Consider the following 18489-nt stretch of genomic DNA (forward strand, 5'->3'; position numbering starts at 1 on the left):
AAGTGTCCGGTCATCCCTTAACCATGGAACCGGAACGCCAAAAACCGCTTCATAGCTGTCCAGAGAAGGAAGAAAACGGATGCCTCCGAGTGCGACGTTGCGGGGTCTCGTCACCCGACAGGCCATGGCCATCGTTCTGGCAGGGGGGCGAGGCAGTCGATTGATGGAACTGACCGACCGGCGGGCCAAGCCCGCGGTCTATTTCGGCGGCAAGACCCGCATCATCGACTTCGCTTTGTCCAACGCGCTCAATTCGGGCATCCCGCGCATCGGCGTGGCGACGCAGTACAAGGCGCACAGCCTGATCCGCCACCTGCAGCATGGCTGGAGCTTCTTTCGCCCCGAACGCAACGAAAGCTTCGACATCCTGCCCGCCAGCCAGCGCGTGTCGGAAGAGAATTGGTATCTCGGCACCGCCGACGCGGTGTACCAGAACCTGGACATCATTGACAGCTATCGCCCCAAATACATCCTCGTCCTGGCGGGCGACCACATCTACAAGCAGGATTATGGCGTGATGCTGGAGGAGCATTGCGACACGGGCGCCAGCGTCACCGTGGGCTGCGTGGAGGTGCCGCGCATGGAGGCGAGCGCATTCGGCGTGATGCACGTCGACGAGAATGACCGCATCCTGCACTTCCTGGAAAAGCCGGCCGATCCGCCGGCCATGCCAGGCCACCCGGACATGGCGCTCGCCAGCATGGGCATCTACGTCTTCGAGACGGATTTCCTGTTCGACGTGCTGCGCGAGGATGCGGCCGATCCCAATTCCGCGCATGATTTCGGCAAGGACATCGTGCCCAGGCTGGTGCGCGACGGCAATGCACGCGCGCATCATCTGAGCAAGTCGGCGCTTCGTTCCGGCCCCCATGCCGAGCCCTATTGGCGCGACGTCGGCACGCTGGACGCCTATTTCGCGGCCAATATCGACCTGACCAACACCGTGCCCGACCTGGACCTCTATGATCGCGAGTGGCCGATCTGGACCTATTCGGAGATGACCGCGCCTGCCAAGTTCGTGCATGACGAGGACGGGCGACGGGGCGAGGCGGTGTCGTCCTTGGTGTCCGGCGACTGCGTGGTGTCGGGTGCGGCGCTGCGTCATTCGCTGCTGTTCACCGGCGTGCGGGTCAACAGCTTTTCCAAGATCGACAATGCGGTGCTGATGCCGCGCGTCACGGTCGGCCGTTCCGTCCGGTTGAGCAACGTGATCGTGGATCGCGGCGTCACCATTCCGGCAGGGCTGGTGGTGGGCGAGGATCCGGAGGAGGATGCGCGCCGTTTCCGCCGCACCGAAAACGGCGTCTGCCTGATCACCGCCGACATGATCGCCAGGCTGGAGCGGGAATGACCCTGCGCCTGCTGTCGGTCGCGTCCGAACTGTACCCGCTGATCAAGACGGGCGGTCTGGCCGACGTGGCCGGGGCGCTGCCGGCGGCGCTGGCGCGGCAGGACGTGGCGGTGGTCACCATGGTCCCGGGCTATCCGGCGGTGATGGATGCCCTGGACGGTGCGGAGACGGTGCATCGCTACGATGCCCTGATGGGCGGCCCGGCGGAGCTGCGGCGCGGACGGGCGGCCGGGCTCGACCTGCTGGTGCTGGATGCGCCGCATCTGTTCGCGCGGCCGGGCAATCCGTATCTGGGGCCCGACGGCAGGGACTGGCCGGACAATCCGTTGCGCTTCGCGGCCTTTTCGCGCGCGGCCGCTGATGTCGCGGCGGGGCTGCTGGACGATTACCAGCCGGATGCGGTGCAGGCGCATGACTGGCAGGCGGGGCTGACCGCCGCCTATCTGCATTATGATCGTCCGGCGCGGCGTCCGGGGGTAGTGACGACCATCCACAATCTGGCGTTCCAGGGCGTGTTTCCAGCCTACCTGCTCGGCGCGATAGGGCTGCCGGCCGAGGCGTTCGCGCTGGAGGGGCTGGAATATTTCGGGCAGATCAGCTTTCTGAAAGGCGGGCTGATCTTCGCCGACCGGATCACCACCGTCTCCCCGACCTATGCGAGCGAGATTACGCTGCCGGATGCGGGCATGGGGCTCGACGGGTTGCTGGCGGGGCGGGCGGATACGCTGTCCGGCATCCTGAACGGCATCGACACCGAAGTCTGGGATCCGGCGCGCGATGACCTGCTGGCGGAGCGATACTCCGCCGATACCCTGCCGAAACGCGCGGCCAACAAGCGGGCGTTGCAGGATGCGTTCGGCCTCGCCGCAAGCCCGGATGCGTTCCTGCTGGGATCGGTCGGCCGCCTGACCGAGCAGAAGGGCATGGACGTGCTGCTGGAGGTGCTGCCCGATCTTCTGGCGCGCGGCGGGCAGTTCGTGCTGCTGGGCAGCGGCGATGCGGGGCTGGAACAGGCCTTCTCCGCGCTTGCCGCCGCTTTTCCCGGCCAGGTCGCGTGCCGGATCGGCTATGACGAGGCGGTGTCGCATCGGATCCAGGCGGGGGTCGATGCCTTTGTCGTGCCGTCCCGCTTCGAGCCGTGCGGCCTCACCCAGATGTACGCGCTACGCTATGGCGCGGTGCCGATCGTGGCGCGGGTCGGTGGCCTGGCGGACACGGTGATCGACGCGAGCCCGTTCGCCCTCAACCAGGGGGTGGCGACCGGCTTTCAGTTCGCGCCGATCTCGCCGCCGATGCTGCGCGCGGCACTGAAACGGGCGATGGCGCTGTACGACGACAAAGCGACGTGGGCGCGGTTGCAGGCGAACGGCATGGCCAGCGACGTGTCCTGGGCCAGCGCGGCCAAGGCCTATGCCGCGCTGTTCAAAAGGGTGGCGGTCAGACCTTCTTCGGCTTGACGGCACGCGGCTTGCGGACCGGCTTCCTCGCGGCGGCCGCTTCGGGCGCGGCGGGGGTGCTGGCGGCGGGTGCAAGCGACGCTGGTTCGCCGGTCGCGGCGGCTACCGTGTCGCTGCCGGCCGGATCGGTCGGCGCGGTGTCCTGCGGCGCCGTTTCGGCAGGCTGGCCTTCCCCGGCAATCTCGCGGCTGGCCTGATGCCAATGGTCTTCGTGCCGGCCCTCAGGAAAACCTTCCCGTTCCCAGATCGCATAGGCACGATCGCGGATCTTGCGTTCGGGGGTGTCCGGGTCGTCACTCATAGCTGCCAGCTCCTCGATCGGCGTCATAACGGGCGGGCGCATTAGCGCGTTCCTGGCCGGGGGCGAAAGAGCCTTGCGAGGGCGCCGGGATCAGGCGCCACGCACGGGATCGGGCGCACCGCCGCCGCCATTCGCCTGGATCGCGTCGAGCAGCGCGTCGATCAGGCCGGGAAAACGCCGGTCCAGTTCCGCGCGCCGCAGTTCGTTGGCATGGGCCGTGCCCTCGATCCGGGTGCGGACCAGCCCGGCATCGCGCAACACCCTGAAATGGTGCGACATGCTGGATTTAGGCCGATCGCCGGTCAAGGCGGCGCAGCTTGCCTGCGGCACGGCGGCGAGCCGACGCACGATGTCGATCCGCACGGGATCGCTCAGCGCCTGGAAGATATGCTCCGGCGCAACATCGTCGATCGACGGGTGTTTATATCCTCTCACCCCGCCGCCCATAGCATAGGTTGCCGCGATCGCCATTGTTCGGTGGTATGCGAACAAACATACTGTTAGGGCCATTGCCTTGTCAGTGATGGAGATATGCGTGCCCGCCTTGTTCGATCCCTACACCCTGAAGGGCGCCACCCTTCGCAACCGCGTCGCCGTATCGCCCATGTGCCAATATATGGCGGAGGATGGCGTGGTGAACGACTGGCACGCCGTCCATTATGAAGGGCTGGCGCGGGGCGGCGCGGGCCTGGTGGTGGTGGAGGCGACCGCCGTCTCGCCGGAAGGAAGCATCACCCCGGCCGATCTGGGCCTGTGGAACGATGCGCAGGCGGACGCGCTGCCGCCGATCGTCGCATCCATCAAGAAATGGGGCAGCGTGCCGGGCATCCAGATCGGCCATGCCGGTCGCAAGGCCAGCGCCAACCGGCCGTGGGAAGGCGATGATCACATGGCCGAGGACGATCCGCGCGCGTGGCAGCCGATCGCGCCCTCCGCATTGGCATTCGGCGGCAACCTGCCGCGCGTGCCGGAGGCGATGACCCTGGACGACATTGCCCGTGTCCGCGAGGATTTCGTCGCCGCCGCCATCCGCGCGCGCGATGCGGGGTTCGAGTGGCTCGTGCTGCACTTCGCCCATGGCTATCTTGGCCAGAGTTTCTGGTCGGATCATTCCAATCAGCGCGACGACCTCTACGGCGGCAGTGCTGAAAATCGCGGTCGCTTCCTGCTGGAAACGCTGGCCGCCGTGCGCGCGGTGTGGCCGGCGGACCGGCCGCTGACGGCGCGGTTCGGCGTGCTGGAATTCGATGGGCGCGACGAGCAGGTGCTGGCGGAGTCGATCGACCTGGTACGGCAGTTCAAGGCCGGCGGGCTCGACTTCATCGACGTCAGCATCGGCTTCTCCACCCCGCAGGCCCAGATCCCGTGGGGCGCCAATTTTATGGGGCCGATCGCGGAGCGCGTGCGCAAGGAGACCGGCCTGCCGGGATCGACCAGCTGGTATATCAGCGACGCCGAGCAGGCTAACTCCATGATAGAGCAGGGGCAGCTGGACCTGGTTATGCTGGGCCGTCCGCTGCTGGCGGATCCGCACTGGACCTATGCCGCAGCCAGCAAGCTGGGCGTCGAGCGCGCCGCCTGGACCCTGCCTGCCCCTTATGCCCACTGGCTCGAGCGTTACCGCACCGCCTGAGCCGCCAACCAAGACTGACGAGGATCCGATCATGGCCGAAGGCCGCAAGAATGCTCCGCCCCAGCCCGCCGCCGGCGGGTGGGGGGCACTGAACGCGGTCGAGCGGCAGCTCGGCCGGCAGCGGATCCTCGTCAAGGGCAATCGCGCCCTGCTGAACATGAACAAGCCGGACGGGTTCGACTGCCCGAGCTGCGCATGGCCGGACCCGAAGAAGCCCCACACCGCCGAATATTGCGAAAACGGCGCCAAGGCGGTGGCGTGGGAGGCGACCAAGAAGCGCACCACGCCCGATTTCTTCGGCGAATATACGGTGGAGCGGTTGAAGGGCTGGAGCGACTTCGCGCTGGAGGACAATGGGCGGCTGACCCATCCGATGCGCTACAATGCCGAGAGCGACAAGTACGAGCCGGTGGATTGGGACACCGCCGTGCGTGAGATCGGGGCGCATGTCCGCGCGCTCGATCCCAAGCGGGTGAACCTCTACACGTCGGGCCGCACGTCCAACGAAGCGGCGTTCCTCTGGCAACTCTATGGCCGGCTGATCGGGACCAACAACTTCCCCGATTGCTCCGACATGTGCCACGCCACCACCACCGTGGCGCTGCCGGAAAGCATCGGCGTGGGCAAAGGGACGGTGACGCTGGACGATTGGGAACAGTGCGATGCGCTGTTCATCATCGGCCAGAATCCCGGTACCAACTCGCCGCGCATGCTGGGCTACCTGCACGACATGTCCAAGCGGGGCGTGCCGATCGTGTCGTTCAACCCGCTGAAGGAACGCGGGCTGCTGAAGTTCACCGATCCGCAGAGCCCGATCGAGATGCTGACCGGGCGCGGGCAGCAGATCAGTTCCAATTACTACCAGCTCCGCACCGGCGGCGACATTGTCGCGATGCAGGCGATGTGCAAGGTCGTGATCGAGGCCGACGACAAGGCCAAGGCGGCGGGCGAGCCGCGCATCGTCGACGTGCCGTTCATCGAGGAGCATACGCACGGGTTCGAGGCGTTCGCCGACTATGTCCGCGCGCTCCCCTGGGACCAGATCGAGCGGTTCACCGCGCTGACCCGTGCGCAGCTGGAGCAGGCGGCCGCGATCTACATGAAGGCGGAGCGCGTGATCGCCTGTTGGGGAATGGGCATCACCCAGCACCGGCGCGGCGGCGATGCCATGCAGCAGATCTGCAACCTGCTGCTGCTGCGCGGCAACATCGGCAAGCCGGGCGCGGGCGCATGCCCGGTGCGCGGCCACAGCAACGTGCAGGGCGACCGCACGGTGGGCATCAACAAGACGCCGACCGAACCCTTCCTGCAGAAGATGGACAAGGCCTTCGCCTTCACCGCCCCGCGCGAATGGGGGCACGACACCGCCGAATGCTGCGAGGCGATCCTGGCGGGCGAGGTGGATGCGTTCCTGGCGATGGGCGGCAATTTCTTCCGTGCGATCCCCGACATGGACCGGATCGGCGCGAAGGTGGCCGACATCGGCCTGACCGTCTACGCCGCCACCAAGCTCAACCGCAGCCACCTGACCCATGGCAAGCAATCCTATATTCTGCCCGTGCTGGGGCGGACCGAGCGTGACATGCAGGCGGACGGGCAGCAGGCGGTGACGGTGGAGGACAGCTTCGCCATGGTCCACGGCTCGACCGGGCAGTTGGAGCCCGCCAGCGACCAGTGCCGATCCGAGCCCTGGATCATCGCCCAGCTGGCCAAGGCGACGGTGCCCGATCGTGGACAGGTCGATTGGGACGGCATGATCGCGGACTATGGCCTGATCCGCGACAAGATCGAGGCGGTGATCCCCGGGTTCGAGGATTACAATGCGCGCATCAAGACGCCGGGCGGCTTCCACCTGCCGATCCCGGCGCGCGATCGGAAGTGGGATACGCCGACCGGCAAGGCCAATTTCCTGTTCAAGCCCGATCGGATGGACGAGGATGACGACGCGCCGGAGCGGCCGCATCTGCAGCTGATGACCTTGCGCAGCCACGACCAGTTCAACACCACCGTCTATTCCTACAATGATCGCTATCGCGGCGTGTCGGGCGAGCGGATGGTGGTGTTCATGAACCAGCAGGACATGGTCGACCTTGACCTGGCGGAAGGGTCGGTGATCGAGTTCGCCACGGTATCGGAGGACGGTGTCGACCGCCGGGTCAGCGGCTTCAAGGTGGTGGCCTATGACGTGCCGCAGGGGTGCTGCGCGGCTTACTATCCGGAAACCAACGCCTTGTTGCCGCTGTCCCATCGGGACGAGCGCAGCAACACGCCGGCGGCCAAGTCGGTGCCGGTGCGGATCACCGCGGCGCGGCCCGGCGCACCGGCGTCAAGCGACCCGGAAGTGTCGGAAACCCACCCGGACCACCTGCCGCTCAACGTGCCCGCAAGGGCCTGACCCGGGGAGCGGCGGCGGTCAGCCGATCCACTGTGCGATCAGCCACAGATTGGCCGACGCGATCAGCGCGAACAGGGCCCATGCGATCGCGGCGGCCCATCGCGGCGTGACGAACGCGCCCATGATCGCGCGGTCGCCGGTGAAGCGGATCAGCGGATACAGAGCGAAAGGCAGCTGGAGCGACAGCACCACCTGCGTCAGTACCAGCAGCCGTCCGACCGCATGGTCGCCCAGCCACAATATGCCGGCTAGGGCGGGCACCAGCGCCAGCACGCGCGTGATGACGCGGCGCTGCCAGCAGGGGATGCGCAGGTCCAGAAAGCCTTCCAGGATCACCTGCCCGGCGATGGTGCCGGTAAAGGTCGCGCTCTGCCCCGACGCGAACAGGGCGATGGCGAACAGGGCGGCCGCGGCGGTCGCGCCCGTCAGGGGCGCCAGCAGGCGGTAGGCATCCTCGATCTCCGCCACATAGGAATGGCCGCTGGCGTGGAAGGTCGCGGCCGACAAGGTCAGGATCGCGCCGTTGACCAGGGTGGCGAGCAGCAATGCCACCACGATGTCGATCGTGGCGAAGCGTATCGCGGTACGCCTGGCCGTGTCGCTGCTGCCGGTCAGGCGGGTTTGTACTACGGACGAGTGCAGGTAGAGATTGTGCGGCATCACCGTCGCACCGAGGATGCCGACCGCCAGATAGAGCGCGTGCTGGTCCATCAGCAAGGCCGGTTTCGGCACCATGCCGTGGAGGATGCCGCCGACATCCGGCCCCGCAATGGCGAGCTGGACGGCGAAGCAGATGCCGATCGTCGCCACCAGGCCGAGGATGATCGCCTCGATCTGGCGAAATCCCTGGCCCTTGAGGCCGAGCACCAACATGGTATCCAGCCCGGTGAGCAGCACGCCGAGCCACAAGGGCACGCCCAGCAACAGGTTGAAGGCCAGCGCGCTGCCCAGCACCTCCGCAATGTCGGTCGCGATGATCGCCAACTCGGCGAGCAGCCACAGGAACAGGCACGTCGCCCGGCCATATCGGTCGCGCGCCATCTGCCCCAGATCGCGCCCGGTCACCAGGCCGAGCCGCATCGCCAGCCATTGCAGCAGCATCGCCGCCAGTCCGCACGACACGACCACGAACAGCAGGTCGTAGCTGTAGCGCGAGCCCGCTTCGATGTCGGTCGCCCAATTGCCCGGGTCCATATAGCCGACCGCCACCAGCAGGCCCGGCCCGGCCGAGCGCAGCGCCTTGCGCCAGAACGGCAGGCCCTGTGGAATATCTATCACTCCGCGCACTTCGGAGGGGCAAAAGGGCGCGGTGGCGGTGCGGGGTAGTTTCAGCGGCATGAAGTGGCTGATTTACCGGAACAATGCGGCGGAGGACAGGTGCCTGTTCGATTCACGCCGCTTTTCAGAGATCGCCGGTGCGCATACCGGCAAGCCCGTATTAACCAGAGCATGGTACGGACGGTGATGGATTCAGTGTTGCGAGACAGTGGCAGCCGGGTGGAGCGTGACGACGTTGAAGTGGCGCCGCGCCGCATCCTCGATCTGCTGCCCGGCCTGGTTGCCTATTTCGGCGCGGACCTGCGCTATCGCTACGCCAACGCGACCTATGCCGATTGGCGCGGGCTGCACCCCAGGGAAATCGTGGGGCGTCACGTCCGCCATGTCGTGGGCGAGCGCAACTATCCGGTGATCGAGGAACGGCTGCGCCGCGCGTTAGCCGGCGAGCGGGTAGTCTACGAATATTACATCTTCGACGATGATTTCCGGCGTCGCGTGCAGGGCAGCTACGTGCCCGATTTCGACGAAGACGGGCGGGTTGTCGGCGTCATCACGCTGGTGACCGACATCAGCCGGCGCGACGACCTTCAGCTGCGGATCGCCGAGAGCGAGGCGATGTTCAACGAAGCGTTCGAGAATGCCCCAAACGGCGCGGCTATGGTCGGGCTGGATGGCCACGTCATCCGGTGCAATCTGGCGTTCGCGACCATGCTGGGCCGCTCGGTCGAGGAGATGCAGGCGCTGAACTTCAGCGCCGTCACCCATCCGGACGATGTGGACGCCGACCTGGACCTGTTCGGCAGCGTGCTGCGCAAGGAGCGGAACGGCTATTGCCTGGACAAACGCTATGTGCGTGCCGACGGAACGTGCATCGACGCGCGCCTGGCCGTGTCCGCCATTCGCGACGATGGCGGCGACGTCATCCGCTTCTTCTCGCATATCGAGGATGTGACGCAGCAGCGTGCGGCGGAGCGCAAGCTGATCGAAACCAACGCCCGGCTGTCGCTGGTGAGCGAGGCGATCCGCGGCGGATCGTGGCATTTCGACGTGGCGACCGGCCGGTTCGAAACGTCGGACGCGCTGGCGCAATTCATCGGTGGCGCGGGCACGCAGCCGTTGGACCTTGCGGGATATTGCGGCCACATCGACCCTCTCGACCTGCCGCAATGCACGCTGGAGCCGCTGATCGAGGGCGAGGCCGATCGATCATCCGTCCAGTATCGCCTGCAGACGCAGACCGGGGTGCATTGGATGCGGTGCGACCGCAGGCTGCTGCGCGATGCGCATGGCCGGCCCGAAAAGATCGTCGGCGTGGCGATCGACATGACGGAGGAGCATCACCGGGCGATGCGGGCCGAATTCCAAGCCAGCACCGATCCCCTGACCGGCCTGTTGAACCGGCGCGGCCTGCAGCAGCGGCTCGAACAGCTTTCGCCCGGCTCCGCCTGCGGCATCCTGGCGATCGACCTGGACGGGTTCAAGCAGGTCAACGACCGATTGGGCCACGATATCGGCGACGCGGTCCTGGTGGAAGCGGGCGCGCGGCTGCGGGCGATGGTGCGGGACACCGATCTGGTCGCCCGCCTGGGCGGCGACGAGTTCGTGATGATCCTGGCGGGCATCGACGTCGCGGGGCTGGAGCGGCTGGCCGAGCGCGCCACCCAGGCGCTGGGCGAAGGCTTTGCCGCCGTCGGGGGGAGCGACCTGCGCGTGGCGGCGAGCGTCGGCGCGACATGGCTGCCGCACCCGCCCACCTCCACCGACAGCATGTCGCGCGCCGACGCGGCCCTGTATGAGGCCAAGGCGGCCGGCCGGGGGACGTGGCGCCTGCTGCCCTGAACGGCTGCGGGACCGGCGCAACTGCCGGGAGGGGGTGCACGATACACGATCATGGCCGCCGCCGTGCGACCACCGGACCATATGTCCCGTAGCGACGTTGAACCGGGCGGCCGCGACCGGCGCATGGAAAGGACAGGAATGATCGACATCAACACCGCATCTGCCGATGAGATTGACGGGGTGGAGCCGCTGAAAGGCCATGGGTTCGAGATCGTCCGCTACCGCGAGGAACGCGGCCGCTTCGATGCCGTGCGCCAGCTGGAGGAGGTGCCGGGGCTGGCAGGCAAGGTGTCGGGGCTTGAAGGACGGATCCGGTTCGACTGAGCCGCAGGGCTCATCCGTCACCCCTCATCACGCGCAGTCGAGCGCCGCATGCCAGGCCGCATAGTCGGTATTCCCGACCATGCGGCGGTTCTGGTCCGGCGCGCCGTCCTGCCACCAGACCGGCCCGCGCTCGCCCAAGCCGACCTTGGCGCGGTGCACCTCCGCGCGGGCTGCGGCGAGGGCGGGCGCGTCGTCGGCCTTGAGCGCACGGCCGACCGCGCGGCGGGCGTCCATCAGCCGGGCCACCAGTGCCTGCCGTTCCACGGCGGGTAGATGCGGATTGGCGCGACGCCACAACCGGCCACGCACGACGATGTAGCGGCCGTCGGGCGTGACCGGCGGCTCGGTCACCGTCTCCGCCACAGCCACGCGCCGACACCCGCCAGCCCGACCGCCGCCGTTATGCCGGCCACCGCAGCGGCCTTGCGCCGCTGGTCGGGCCGGCGTCGCCCGCCATCGATCCCGCCGGGCGTCGTCGGCGGGTCGAACAGGGTGCCGGTCGTATCCTCGCCCGGATCGGCACGGTCGGACCAGCTGTCCATGAACCCGTTCATGATCGCCGCGCCCAGGTTCGGCACCGCGAACTGACCGAGCTTGAGCGCGATGGCGGGCGCGCCGATCACCGTGGTGTTGCGCGGCCGCCTGGCCAGGCGGACCACCGCCTTGGCGACCGTTTCCGGCGCAAGCGCACCGGGCGGCAGCGACAATCTGGCGCCGGTATAATTGCCCGCATGGTCGATGCCGGGCGTGTCCACGAAGGTGGGGTACACATCGCACACATGGATGTGCGGCTTTTTGGACAATTCTCCGCGCAGGGCTTCGCTGAAGCCGCGCAGGCCGAACTTGCTGGCCGAATAGGCGGCGGCGTGAGGTGTCGCGACGAAGCCGCCGACCGAGATCATGTTGATCCAGGTGCCGCGATCCTGCGCAAGGAAGACCGGCAGCACCGCATGCGCCTCGTTCATGTGGCTCAGCAGATTGGCTTCGATCACCTGCCGGTGGTCGGCGATCGGCACATCCTCATAGCGGCCGACCACGCCCACGCCGACGCAGCTGAACCAGATGTCGATCCCGCCGAGCAGCGTGCGCGCCTCCGCGGCCAGCGTCGCGACCGCGGCGGCGTCGGTTACGTCGACCACGCGTACATCCGCGCCGCCGCCCGCCTCGCGACAGCGGCGGGCCATGTCCTCCAGCCCCGCTTGGTTGCGCGCCGCCAGCACCAGCCGGGCGCCGCCCCGCGCAAAGGCGATCGCGGTTGCCGCGCCGATCCCGCTGGACGCGCCCGTGATGACGATGCGCTGTCCCTGGCGGGCCTGACTGTCATCGGCCATGTCGTTCATCCCGGCTCTCCATGTCTGTCGCTGGCTTTGTTGTCGCTGGTCGAGACGAACCGGAGGAGGGCATCGTTCCCCGCGATCGTCACGGTCGCGGCGGGCAGGCGGACCCAGCCGACGCGGCGCGTGGCGTAACATTCCTGCAACCGCTACGACGCCGAAATGACTTTTCCGGCAGGTAGCGCCTGCCGCGATCCAGAAAAGGGAACTCACACATGCGATCCTCCGTCCGCGCCCTATTGGCGGCCGCCACTGCCCTGTCCGCCGCGGGGCCGCTCCTTGCGCAGGGGGCGGAGGGCGACGATGCAGGCGCGGTGATCGTGACGGGCACGCGTGCGACCGGCCGCACCGCCATCCAGTCGTCGACGCCGGTGGACGTCATCAGCCAGGATGCCTTGTCCTCCACCGTGTCGGAGGAGCTGACGGACGAGTTGCAGCAGCTTGTCCCCTCGTTCAACGTGCAGCGCCTGCCTGCCGCAGACGGGCTTGCCTTCGTCCGTCCGGCGACCCTGCGCGGCCTCTCCCCGGACCAGACCCTGGTACTGGTGAACGGCAAGCGCCAGCACCGCTCCGCTTTGCTCGGCACGCGCGGCGCGCAGGGCGTCGACCTGGCGCAGATCCCGACCTTTGCGCTCGGCCGGGTCGAGGTGCTGCGGGACGGTGCCGCCGCGCAATATGGCTCGGACGCGATTGCGGGCGTGATCAACCTGATCCTCGACAAGGCGCCCGGCATCTCCGGCTTCGGCGTCGCATCGCAATATTATGACGGTGACGGCGAGTTGTATCGCGCGGGCGCCAAGTTCGGCACGGCACTGCCCAATGACGGCTTCCTGGTGGTCACCGGCGAATATTCCAACGCCAACGTCACCTCCCGCAGTATCCAGCGCCCGGATGCGATCGCGTTCCAGGCGGCCAATCCCAAGCTGACCGTGCGCAACCCGGTGACGCGCTGGGGCCAGCCCGACCGGGAGGCGTGGCGCACCGTCGCCAATGCCGAGATCGGCCTGGGCGAGGTGGCGCGGCTCTATGGCTTCGGCATCTATGGCGAGAGCAAGCAGGTCACCGACTTCAACTGGCGCAACCCCGGCGAAACCTCGTTCCGCATCACGCCGGCTTATCCCGGCTTCGACCTGCGTTCGCTCTATCCCGCCGGCTTCACCCCGCGCTTCGGGCAGAAGGACAAGGACCTGACGGCCGTGGGCGGCGTCAAGGGCGATTTCGACGGGGGCCTCAACTGGGACCTGAGCGCGGGGTTCGGCCGCAACGAGATCAATTATTTCATGCGGGAGTCGATCAACGCCTCGTTCGGTCCGGAATCGCCGACCGCGTCCGACGATGGCACGCTGGTGCAGCGCGAGTTCAACCTGAACCTCGATCTGGTCTATCCGCTGGAGATTGCCGCCTTTGCCAAGCCGGTGAACATCGCGGCGGGCGCGGAACGACGCCGCGAAACCTACCGCATCGGTGCCGGCGATCCCTTCTCCTACGGTGTGGGACCGGCCGCGCGCTATGGCGTGCCGTCGGGGTCGAGCGGCTTTCCGGGCTATACGCCCGCGCAGGAGGGCAGCTTCGGCCGCACCAGCTATGCCGGCTATCTCGACGTCGAGGCGACGCCGATCGATGCGCTGACCCTCGGCGGCGCGCTCCGGTACGAACATTATTCCGATTTCGGCAGCAATTGGAGCTGGAAGGGCACGGCCCGGCTGGAACTGGTCAGGGGCTTAGCGCTGCGGGGCGCCTATTCCACCGGTTTCCGCGCGCCGACGCCCGGCCAGTCGAATTATACGCGGGTCAGCCAGGGCCTGGACACCAACACGTTGCAGGTGTTCACGTCGGGGCTGCTGTCGCCCAACAACCCCATCTCGCAACTGTTCGGCGCAACCGCGCTGCAGCCGGAGGAGTCCAAGAGCGCCAGCATCGGCCTGGTGTTCGAGCCTGCGCCCGGCTTCACCCTGAGCGCCGATTATTACAACATCCGCGTGGACGACCGTTTCGGCCAATCGCAGAACTTCACCTTGTCGGCGGCGCAGCGGGCCGCGTTAATCGCGCAGGGCGTGGCGGGCGCGGACAGCATCACCACCGTGTCCTATTATACCAATGCCTTCGACACCCGGACGCAGGGCGTGGACCTGGTGGGATCGTATCTGTGGCGCCTCGCCACGGACACGTCGCTGCGCTTCACGGTCGCCTACAATCTGAACGACACGAAGGTGCGGCGCGCCACCGCCGCCGTATCCGCGCTGGAGCGGATCAACATCGAGGACCGGTTGCCCGAACAGGCGGCCAATGCCAGCGCGGAGTTGCGCACCGGCCGCTTCTCCATGCTGGGGCGTGTGCGGTGGTACGATCGGTGGACCGACGCCCAGTTCCAGAACTCGGCCAACCTGGTGCAGGATTTCGGGGCGGAGGCGTTCGTGGACCTGTCCGCCAGCTATGACATCAACCGGCACCTGACCCTGACCGTGGGTGCGGAAAACCTGCTCGACAATTACCCCGATAAGGCCACGTTCCAGGCTTCGCGCGGACTGGTCTACTCGCGCAACGCGCCCTACGATACCGATGGCGGCCTGTTCTATGCCCGCCTGGGGGTCAGGTTTTGAACATGGAGGTAAGTCGCCGGGATACGCTGCCGCTGCTGGCGACGGGCCTTGCCGCTACCGCCGGCGGCGCGGCGCGGGCGCAATATGCGGCGGCTGACCCCGCCGTGCCGATCAAGGCGCATCTGGGCGTTACGGAAAACCCGTTCGGACCAAGCCCGGCCGCGCGCCTCGCCATCCGGCATTCTGTCAGGGACGCCGCTTATTACCCACATAGCGAAAAGCCATTGCTGGACCGCATCGTCGCGCGGGAGGGCATCCGCGCGGAGCAGGTGACGCTGGCCAGCGGGTCGCTCGACGCCTTGTCGCATCTTTCCGTCGGGTTGGGGCGGGGCGGCCGGATCCTGGCGCCGCAACCGACCTATTCCACCCACCTTGCTTACGCCGCGCGTCAGGGCGTGGAGACCGATTGGGTGCCGCTCGGCCGCGATCACCAGATCGACCTGGCGGCGATGCTGGCGGCGATCGGGCCCCAGACCCGGCTGGTCTACCTCTGCAACCCCAACAATCCGACCGGCCTGCTGCTCGACCCCGCGGCATTGCACGCTTTCTGCATCGAGGCGTCGAAGCGGGTGCCGGTGATGATCGACGAGGCTTATTTCGAGCTCGCGCCCGATCCACTGCGCCACTCCGTCGCGAACCTTGTGCGCGAAGGGCATGACGTGATCGTCGCGCGGACCTTTTCCAAGGTGTACGGGCTGGCCGGGTTCCGCATCGCCTATATCCTCGCCCAGCCGGAGCGCGTGCGGCTGTTGAAGAGCCTTGTCACGACGTCGCGCAACCAGGCGGGGCTGGCGGCAGCCACGGTTTGTCTCGGCGATGCGGCCTATCTGGCGGGCGCGATCGCCTACCTCAAGGATTGCCGCAGCCGCATCTACCGGATTGCCGAGGACAACAAGCTGGTCTTCCTGCCTTCGGAAGGCACGTTCGTATACCTGAACTGCGGCATGCCGGGGAAGGACATGCAGGCGCGGCTTGCCCGACTGGGGGTCGAGGTTCGCCTGTTCGAGGGCGCGGCCTACGCCAATTGGATCCGCATCGGCACGGCCATACCTGCGGAACTGGCCCATTTCGCGGCCGCATTGCCCAAGGCCCTTGCCGCCGCCGGATGACGGAGGCGGAGCCTCAGCGCCGGCGCGGATTGCGATCGCGCAGGGTGATGATGCCGTGCCGCAAGCCGGCGGCATACAGCAACTGCGTCTCGGTCTGCACCTGTTCGCGGAGGCGCGGCAGCATGTCTTCGGTGTGGCGGCTAAATTTGTCCCGTTCGGCTTCGATGCAATCCAGCGGCCAACTGCTCAGGTAAGAGATCCAATCCATCTTCAGGATGTGCAGGGACTGGTTCAGTTGCGTTGCATGGCTAGCCGCTCCCATCGTCCGCAAGATAGCGGGGTAGATGGCGCCGTCTTCATGCGCGAGATGATCGGCCACCAGCAGACTAAGCTCGAACAGCCGATCGGAGATGGCCGAAGCGGGGATGTCCGGATCGGCCGCCTGTTCGGACAAGGCCGTGATCATGCGCTCGATCTGATCATGTTCGGAAATCAGACGCTCAAAGCTTAACTGCGGCATGTTCCCCCCTGTTCACGGTCCGGATTGCGGCAAAGCTTACAGGAACGAGCATATGGGTGCAGCGGTTTCGTGATTTCGGCGGGATAGATCGCTTCAGCTGACGCGGACACGTTGATCTTTCAAGGACTTCGGAAAGGGAGTTCCGAAGATGAGAGGATCCCGGCGCCCGGCCGCTGCTGTCAATCGGGGCACAGCGGGCCGGGCGCCGGGCCGGCACGCGCGATGTTGGGGGGAGCGCGCACCGGTGACCTCCATATATATCAAGTTTTGAAAAATGCTTTAAATTACTGACATTTAATCAACGCGTCGCGCGGTTTGGGGGTGCGGCGGAACGTTGCTGGATCGGAACTGACCGATGATGGCGGCGGCCGAAGCCGAATCATCCGCTCCAACGGCGGCAGGGTCCAACCAGGGCCGATCTGCCGCGCCGCCAGGCTTGCATCCGTCGCGACGACATGCGGCCAGTGCATACTGGATCGGTTACCCACGACGTACCGTCGTCGGTCGGCAGGGAGCCAGGTTGCCCCGCTACCTGTCCCGTTCGGTGGCGAGCCACCAGCGCGTGGCGCCTTCCAGCCCCAATGCGGTCAGCACGCCCGACGCATAGGCCCCGGTGTCGATGCCGATGCGGTTCGCCCGCACCTCCGGCGCCGGCACGATGGTATGGCCGTGGACCACCACCACGCCATGATCCTCCGTGCTGTCGAGGAAATCGCTGCGGATCCAGCGCAGGTCGTTCTTGCTCTGCTTGTCGAGCGGGATGCCGGGGCGGATTCCGGCGTGGACGAACAGATAATCACCGAACTGCAATCCGTGATGCGCCCGGCGCAGGAAATCGAGATGTTCGGGCGGGATGCTGCCGGTCAGTATGGTGTTGGGCAGCCCTTCCGGCAGGTCCAGCACGCGTTGTGGCGCGTCGTAGCTCTCAAACGTTTCCCGCCCGCCGAAGCGCAGGAAATGCGCCATGCCACGTGCATGGGGGTCGTCCGCCAGCCGCAGCAGCATCTCCTCATGATTGCCCATGATGATGTGGATGGTGGCGAACTGCGGCGGGTGGTTGAGCAGGAGGTCGACCACCTCGCGCGATTGCGGGCCGCGATCGATCAGGTCTCCCAGCAGCACCACATGCGTGCTCGCCGGCGCGCGCGCCGCATCGTCCGCCTCGATCCGCGCCAGCAAGGACCGGAGCAGGTCAAACCGCCCATGCACGTCTCCCACGGCATAGACCCGTATGCCATCGGGCACGCGCGACGTGGGCTGATCGGGAACGGACGCCTTCTTGCCGAGGCCGAACAATGCCATGGCGTCAGCGAGCGGCGCGAACCGGCGGCAGGGCGTTGCACACGTCCACCGCGCCTGCCGGGCGGATGAAGAAGCCGTCGCTGCGGTTGGCGCGCGCCTTTACATAAAAGGTGAAGGCGGCGCTTTCCGTGGAGAGATACTGGAAATGCGGCTGCTCGCCCGGCGGCAGCGTGTCACCCATCCGGACGGCGACGATCGGGGTATGCTCCGCCGCCTGCTGGTAGAAGCCGAGCGCGCCCGAACCCCTCGGCAATGCGGACAGATGCTCCATGCCCGCCACCACGCGGCCGACCAAGGCCACGTTGCGGTCGAGATGGCGGGGCGCGTGGCCGATGACGGCGTAGAGTTCGGCCCCGCTGCCCGTGTCGGGCGACAGGTTGCGGCCGACCCCGACCATGCCGTAGCAATGGACCGGCCAGATCTCGCGCCCGTCGGACGCCAGCGGCCAGCCCGCGCGGAAACCGACCCGCGCCGCATAGGCATCGCGCAACGGCGGCGTTGCCGCCCCCGACCAGCCTTTCAGCGCGTCGGCAGCGATCGCATAGTCCGCGGCAGGGGCGGTCGTCAGGCCGGGCGGCAGCGGCTTCTTCTCAGTCGGATCGCCCCATTGCACGACATAATTGTCCTGCACCCGGTTGATGCTGGTCCCGTCCCACCAGCGCGCGGCCGCCAGCGCGCGGATGTTGGCGATGTGATGCGGGGCGAAGGGCGGCGGCATCAGCTGAATAACGACCCGGCGAGCCGTTCCGGCGGAATCAGGCGCGAGGTCCATGACCATTATGTCCCTGGGCGCAATCGCGACCCAGTCGCGCGCCGGCGCTGCCTTCGCAATCTCGGCGGGCGACACGGCAGGCGCGGACGCCGCCCACAAGGCGGCGATAGCGGCGGTAAGGACCATAAAATGCATGAATGTCACCGTGCCACGCCTATCTGCCTTGCGAAACCCCCGCCGGCACGATAGGGCCCCGCTTCCTGGCATGCGGAGCGGTGGCCGAGTGGTCGAAGGCGCTCGCCTGGAAAGTGAGTATACGGCAAAACCGTATCGAGGGTTCGAATCCCTCCCGCTCCGCCAAAATCACAGCCCAAACGCCCCCAAATAGACCCGC

Annotated in this window: 16 protein-coding genes and 1 tRNA gene; 9 read left to right on the top strand and 8 right to left on the bottom strand. The window is 67.1% G+C overall.

What is annotated here, in order from left to right:
* The first annotated feature begins 79 nt into the window (after positions 1-79).
* Both glgC and glgA read left to right on the top strand, forming a co-directional pair.
* Positions 80-1351: a glucose-1-phosphate adenylyltransferase gene (gene glgC / locus Q0D93_RS01295; protein WP_294390268.1), complete on the top strand. Its 1272-nt coding sequence runs from the start codon at positions 80-82 to the stop codon at positions 1349-1351.
* Positions 1348-2808: a glycogen synthase GlgA gene (glgA, locus tag Q0D93_RS01300; protein WP_294390271.1), complete on the top strand. Its 1461-nt coding sequence runs from the start codon at positions 1348-1350 to the stop codon at positions 2806-2808. Before glgC ends, glgA begins: the two co-directional genes overlap by 4 nt.
* Here the strand turns inward: glgA and Q0D93_RS01305 are convergent.
* Both Q0D93_RS01305 and Q0D93_RS01310 read right to left on the bottom strand, forming a co-directional pair.
* Complete coding sequence (locus Q0D93_RS01305; protein WP_294390274.1) at positions 2789-3136, bottom strand: DUF2934 domain-containing protein; 348 nt, start codon at positions 3134-3136, stop codon at positions 2789-2791. The two genes, glgA and Q0D93_RS01305, sit on opposite strands and share 20 nt — an antisense overlap.
* 63 nt (positions 3137-3199) lie before the next feature.
* Positions 3200-3580 (bottom strand): helix-turn-helix domain-containing protein, encoded by a 381-nt coding sequence (locus Q0D93_RS01310; protein WP_294390277.1) that lies wholly within the window; start codon positions 3578-3580, stop codon positions 3200-3202.
* A gap of 64 nt (positions 3581-3644) precedes the next feature.
* On the opposite strand from Q0D93_RS01310, the gene Q0D93_RS01315 reads away from it, so the two are divergent.
* Together Q0D93_RS01315 and Q0D93_RS01320 are read left to right on the top strand one after the other, a co-directional pair.
* Positions 3645-4742, top strand: coding sequence for an NADH:flavin oxidoreductase/NADH oxidase (locus Q0D93_RS01315; RefSeq protein ID WP_294390279.1), 1098 nt, complete (start codon positions 3645-3647; stop codon positions 4740-4742).
* A gap of 31 nt (positions 4743-4773) precedes the next feature.
* Complete coding sequence (locus Q0D93_RS01320) at positions 4774-7137, top strand: FdhF/YdeP family oxidoreductase (protein WP_294390284.1); 2364 nt, start codon at positions 4774-4776, stop codon at positions 7135-7137.
* A gap of 18 nt (positions 7138-7155) precedes the next feature.
* On the opposite strand, the gene Q0D93_RS01325 is transcribed toward Q0D93_RS01320, so the two are convergent.
* Positions 7156-8475, bottom strand: a complete 1320-nt coding sequence (locus Q0D93_RS01325) for an Nramp family divalent metal transporter (protein WP_294390288.1) — start codon at positions 8473-8475, stop codon at positions 7156-7158.
* A gap of 138 nt (positions 8476-8613) precedes the next feature.
* On the opposite strand from Q0D93_RS01325, the gene Q0D93_RS01330 reads away from it, so the two are divergent.
* Positions 8614-10254: a GGDEF and EAL domain-containing protein gene (locus Q0D93_RS01330; RefSeq protein WP_294390293.1), complete on the top strand. Its 1641-nt coding sequence runs from the start codon at positions 8614-8616 to the stop codon at positions 10252-10254.
* A gap of 138 nt (positions 10255-10392) precedes the next feature.
* Complete coding sequence (locus Q0D93_RS01335) at positions 10393-10578, top strand: helix-hairpin-helix domain-containing protein (RefSeq protein ID WP_294390297.1); 186 nt, start codon at positions 10393-10395, stop codon at positions 10576-10578.
* Between the two features lie 27 nt (positions 10579-10605).
* Here the strand turns inward: Q0D93_RS01335 and Q0D93_RS01340 are convergent, their stop codons facing one another.
* Positions 10606-10929, bottom strand: coding sequence for a hypothetical protein (locus Q0D93_RS01340; RefSeq protein ID WP_294390299.1), 324 nt, complete (start codon positions 10927-10929; stop codon positions 10606-10608).
* Entirely contained in the window at positions 10926-11918 is a 993-nt protein-coding gene (locus Q0D93_RS01345) for an SDR family oxidoreductase (RefSeq protein WP_294390302.1), read from the bottom strand. The genes Q0D93_RS01340 and Q0D93_RS01345 overlap by 4 nt, the downstream gene beginning before the upstream one ends.
* Positions 11919-12127: 209 nt before the next feature.
* Here Q0D93_RS01345 and Q0D93_RS01350 point away from each other — a divergent pair, with 209 nt between their 5' ends.
* The gene (locus tag Q0D93_RS01350; RefSeq protein WP_294390306.1) at positions 12128-14512 is read left to right on the top strand and encodes a TonB-dependent receptor; all 2385 of its coding nucleotides are present in this window, start codon (positions 12128-12130) and stop codon (positions 14510-14512) included.
* Positions 14513-14514: 2 nt separating this feature from the next.
* Positions 14515-15621 carry a histidinol-phosphate transaminase gene (locus tag Q0D93_RS01355; protein ID WP_294390309.1) on the top strand — a complete coding sequence of 369 codons (1107 nt, stop codon included), beginning with the start codon at positions 14515-14517 and terminating at the stop codon, positions 15619-15621.
* 13 nt (positions 15622-15634) lie between these two features.
* On the opposite strand, the gene Q0D93_RS01360 is transcribed toward Q0D93_RS01355, so the two are convergent.
* The 3 genes from Q0D93_RS01360 to Q0D93_RS01370 all read right to left on the bottom strand — a co-directional run bounded on the left by Q0D93_RS01360 (position 15635) and on the right by Q0D93_RS01370 (position 18290).
* Positions 15635-16081 (bottom strand): hemerythrin domain-containing protein, encoded by a 447-nt coding sequence (locus Q0D93_RS01360; RefSeq protein ID WP_294390312.1) that lies wholly within the window; start codon positions 16079-16081, stop codon positions 15635-15637.
* 528 nt (positions 16082-16609) lie between these two features.
* Complete coding sequence (locus tag Q0D93_RS01365) at positions 16610-17383, bottom strand: metallophosphoesterase family protein (protein WP_294390315.1); 774 nt, start codon at positions 17381-17383, stop codon at positions 16610-16612.
* Between the two features lie 4 nt (positions 17384-17387).
* Positions 17388-18290, bottom strand: a complete 903-nt coding sequence (locus tag Q0D93_RS01370) for a peptidylprolyl isomerase (protein ID WP_294390318.1) — start codon at positions 18288-18290, stop codon at positions 17388-17390.
* Positions 18291-18364: 74 nt separating this feature from the next.
* Here Q0D93_RS01370 and Q0D93_RS01375 point away from each other — a divergent pair.
* A tRNA-Ser gene (locus Q0D93_RS01375) sits at positions 18365-18455 on the top strand.
* Positions 18456-18489: the final 34 nt, after the last annotated feature.

Source organism: uncultured Sphingomonas sp., from assembly GCF_934560975.1.
GTDB lineage: Bacteria > Pseudomonadota > Alphaproteobacteria > Sphingomonadales > Sphingomonadaceae > Sphingomonas_I.

What these genes read in the sequence shown, in the direction of transcription:
- Q0D93_RS01335 (WP_294390297.1), top strand. Translation starts at nt 10,393, where the DNA reads ATGATCGACATCAACACCGCATCTGCCGATGAGATTGACGGGGTGGAG.
- glgA (WP_294390271.1), top strand. Translation starts at nt 1,348, where the DNA reads ATGACCCTGCGCCTGCTGTCGGTCGCGTCCGAACTGTACCCGCTGATC.
- Q0D93_RS01350 (WP_294390306.1), top strand. Translation starts at nt 12,128, where the DNA reads ATGCGATCCTCCGTCCGCGCCCTATTGGCGGCCGCCACTGCCCTGTCC.
- Q0D93_RS01305 (WP_294390274.1), bottom strand. Translation starts at nt 3,136, where the DNA reads ATGACGCCGATCGAGGAGCTGGCAGCTATGAGTGACGACCCGGACACC.
- glgC (WP_294390268.1), top strand. Translation starts at nt 80, where the DNA reads ATGCCTCCGAGTGCGACGTTGCGGGGTCTCGTCACCCGACAGGCCATG.
- Q0D93_RS01365 (WP_294390315.1), bottom strand. Translation starts at nt 17,383, where the DNA reads ATGGCATTGTTCGGCCTCGGCAAGAAGGCGTCCGTTCCCGATCAGCCC.
- Q0D93_RS01370 (WP_294390318.1), bottom strand. Translation starts at nt 18,290, where the DNA reads ATGCATTTTATGGTCCTTACCGCCGCTATCGCCGCCTTGTGGGCGGCG.
- Q0D93_RS01345 (WP_294390302.1), bottom strand. Translation starts at nt 11,918, where the DNA reads ATGAACGACATGGCCGATGACAGTCAGGCCCGCCAGGGACAGCGCATC.
- Q0D93_RS01320 (WP_294390284.1), top strand. Translation starts at nt 4,774, where the DNA reads ATGGCCGAAGGCCGCAAGAATGCTCCGCCCCAGCCCGCCGCCGGCGGG.
- Q0D93_RS01310 (WP_294390277.1), bottom strand. Translation starts at nt 3,580, where the DNA reads ATGGCGATCGCGGCAACCTATGCTATGGGCGGCGGGGTGAGAGGATAT.
- Q0D93_RS01360 (WP_294390312.1), bottom strand. Translation starts at nt 16,081, where the DNA reads ATGCCGCAGTTAAGCTTTGAGCGTCTGATTTCCGAACATGATCAGATC.
- Q0D93_RS01325 (WP_294390288.1), bottom strand. Translation starts at nt 8,475, where the DNA reads ATGCCGCTGAAACTACCCCGCACCGCCACCGCGCCCTTTTGCCCCTCC.
- Q0D93_RS01355 (WP_294390309.1), top strand. Translation starts at nt 14,515, where the DNA reads ATGGAGGTAAGTCGCCGGGATACGCTGCCGCTGCTGGCGACGGGCCTT.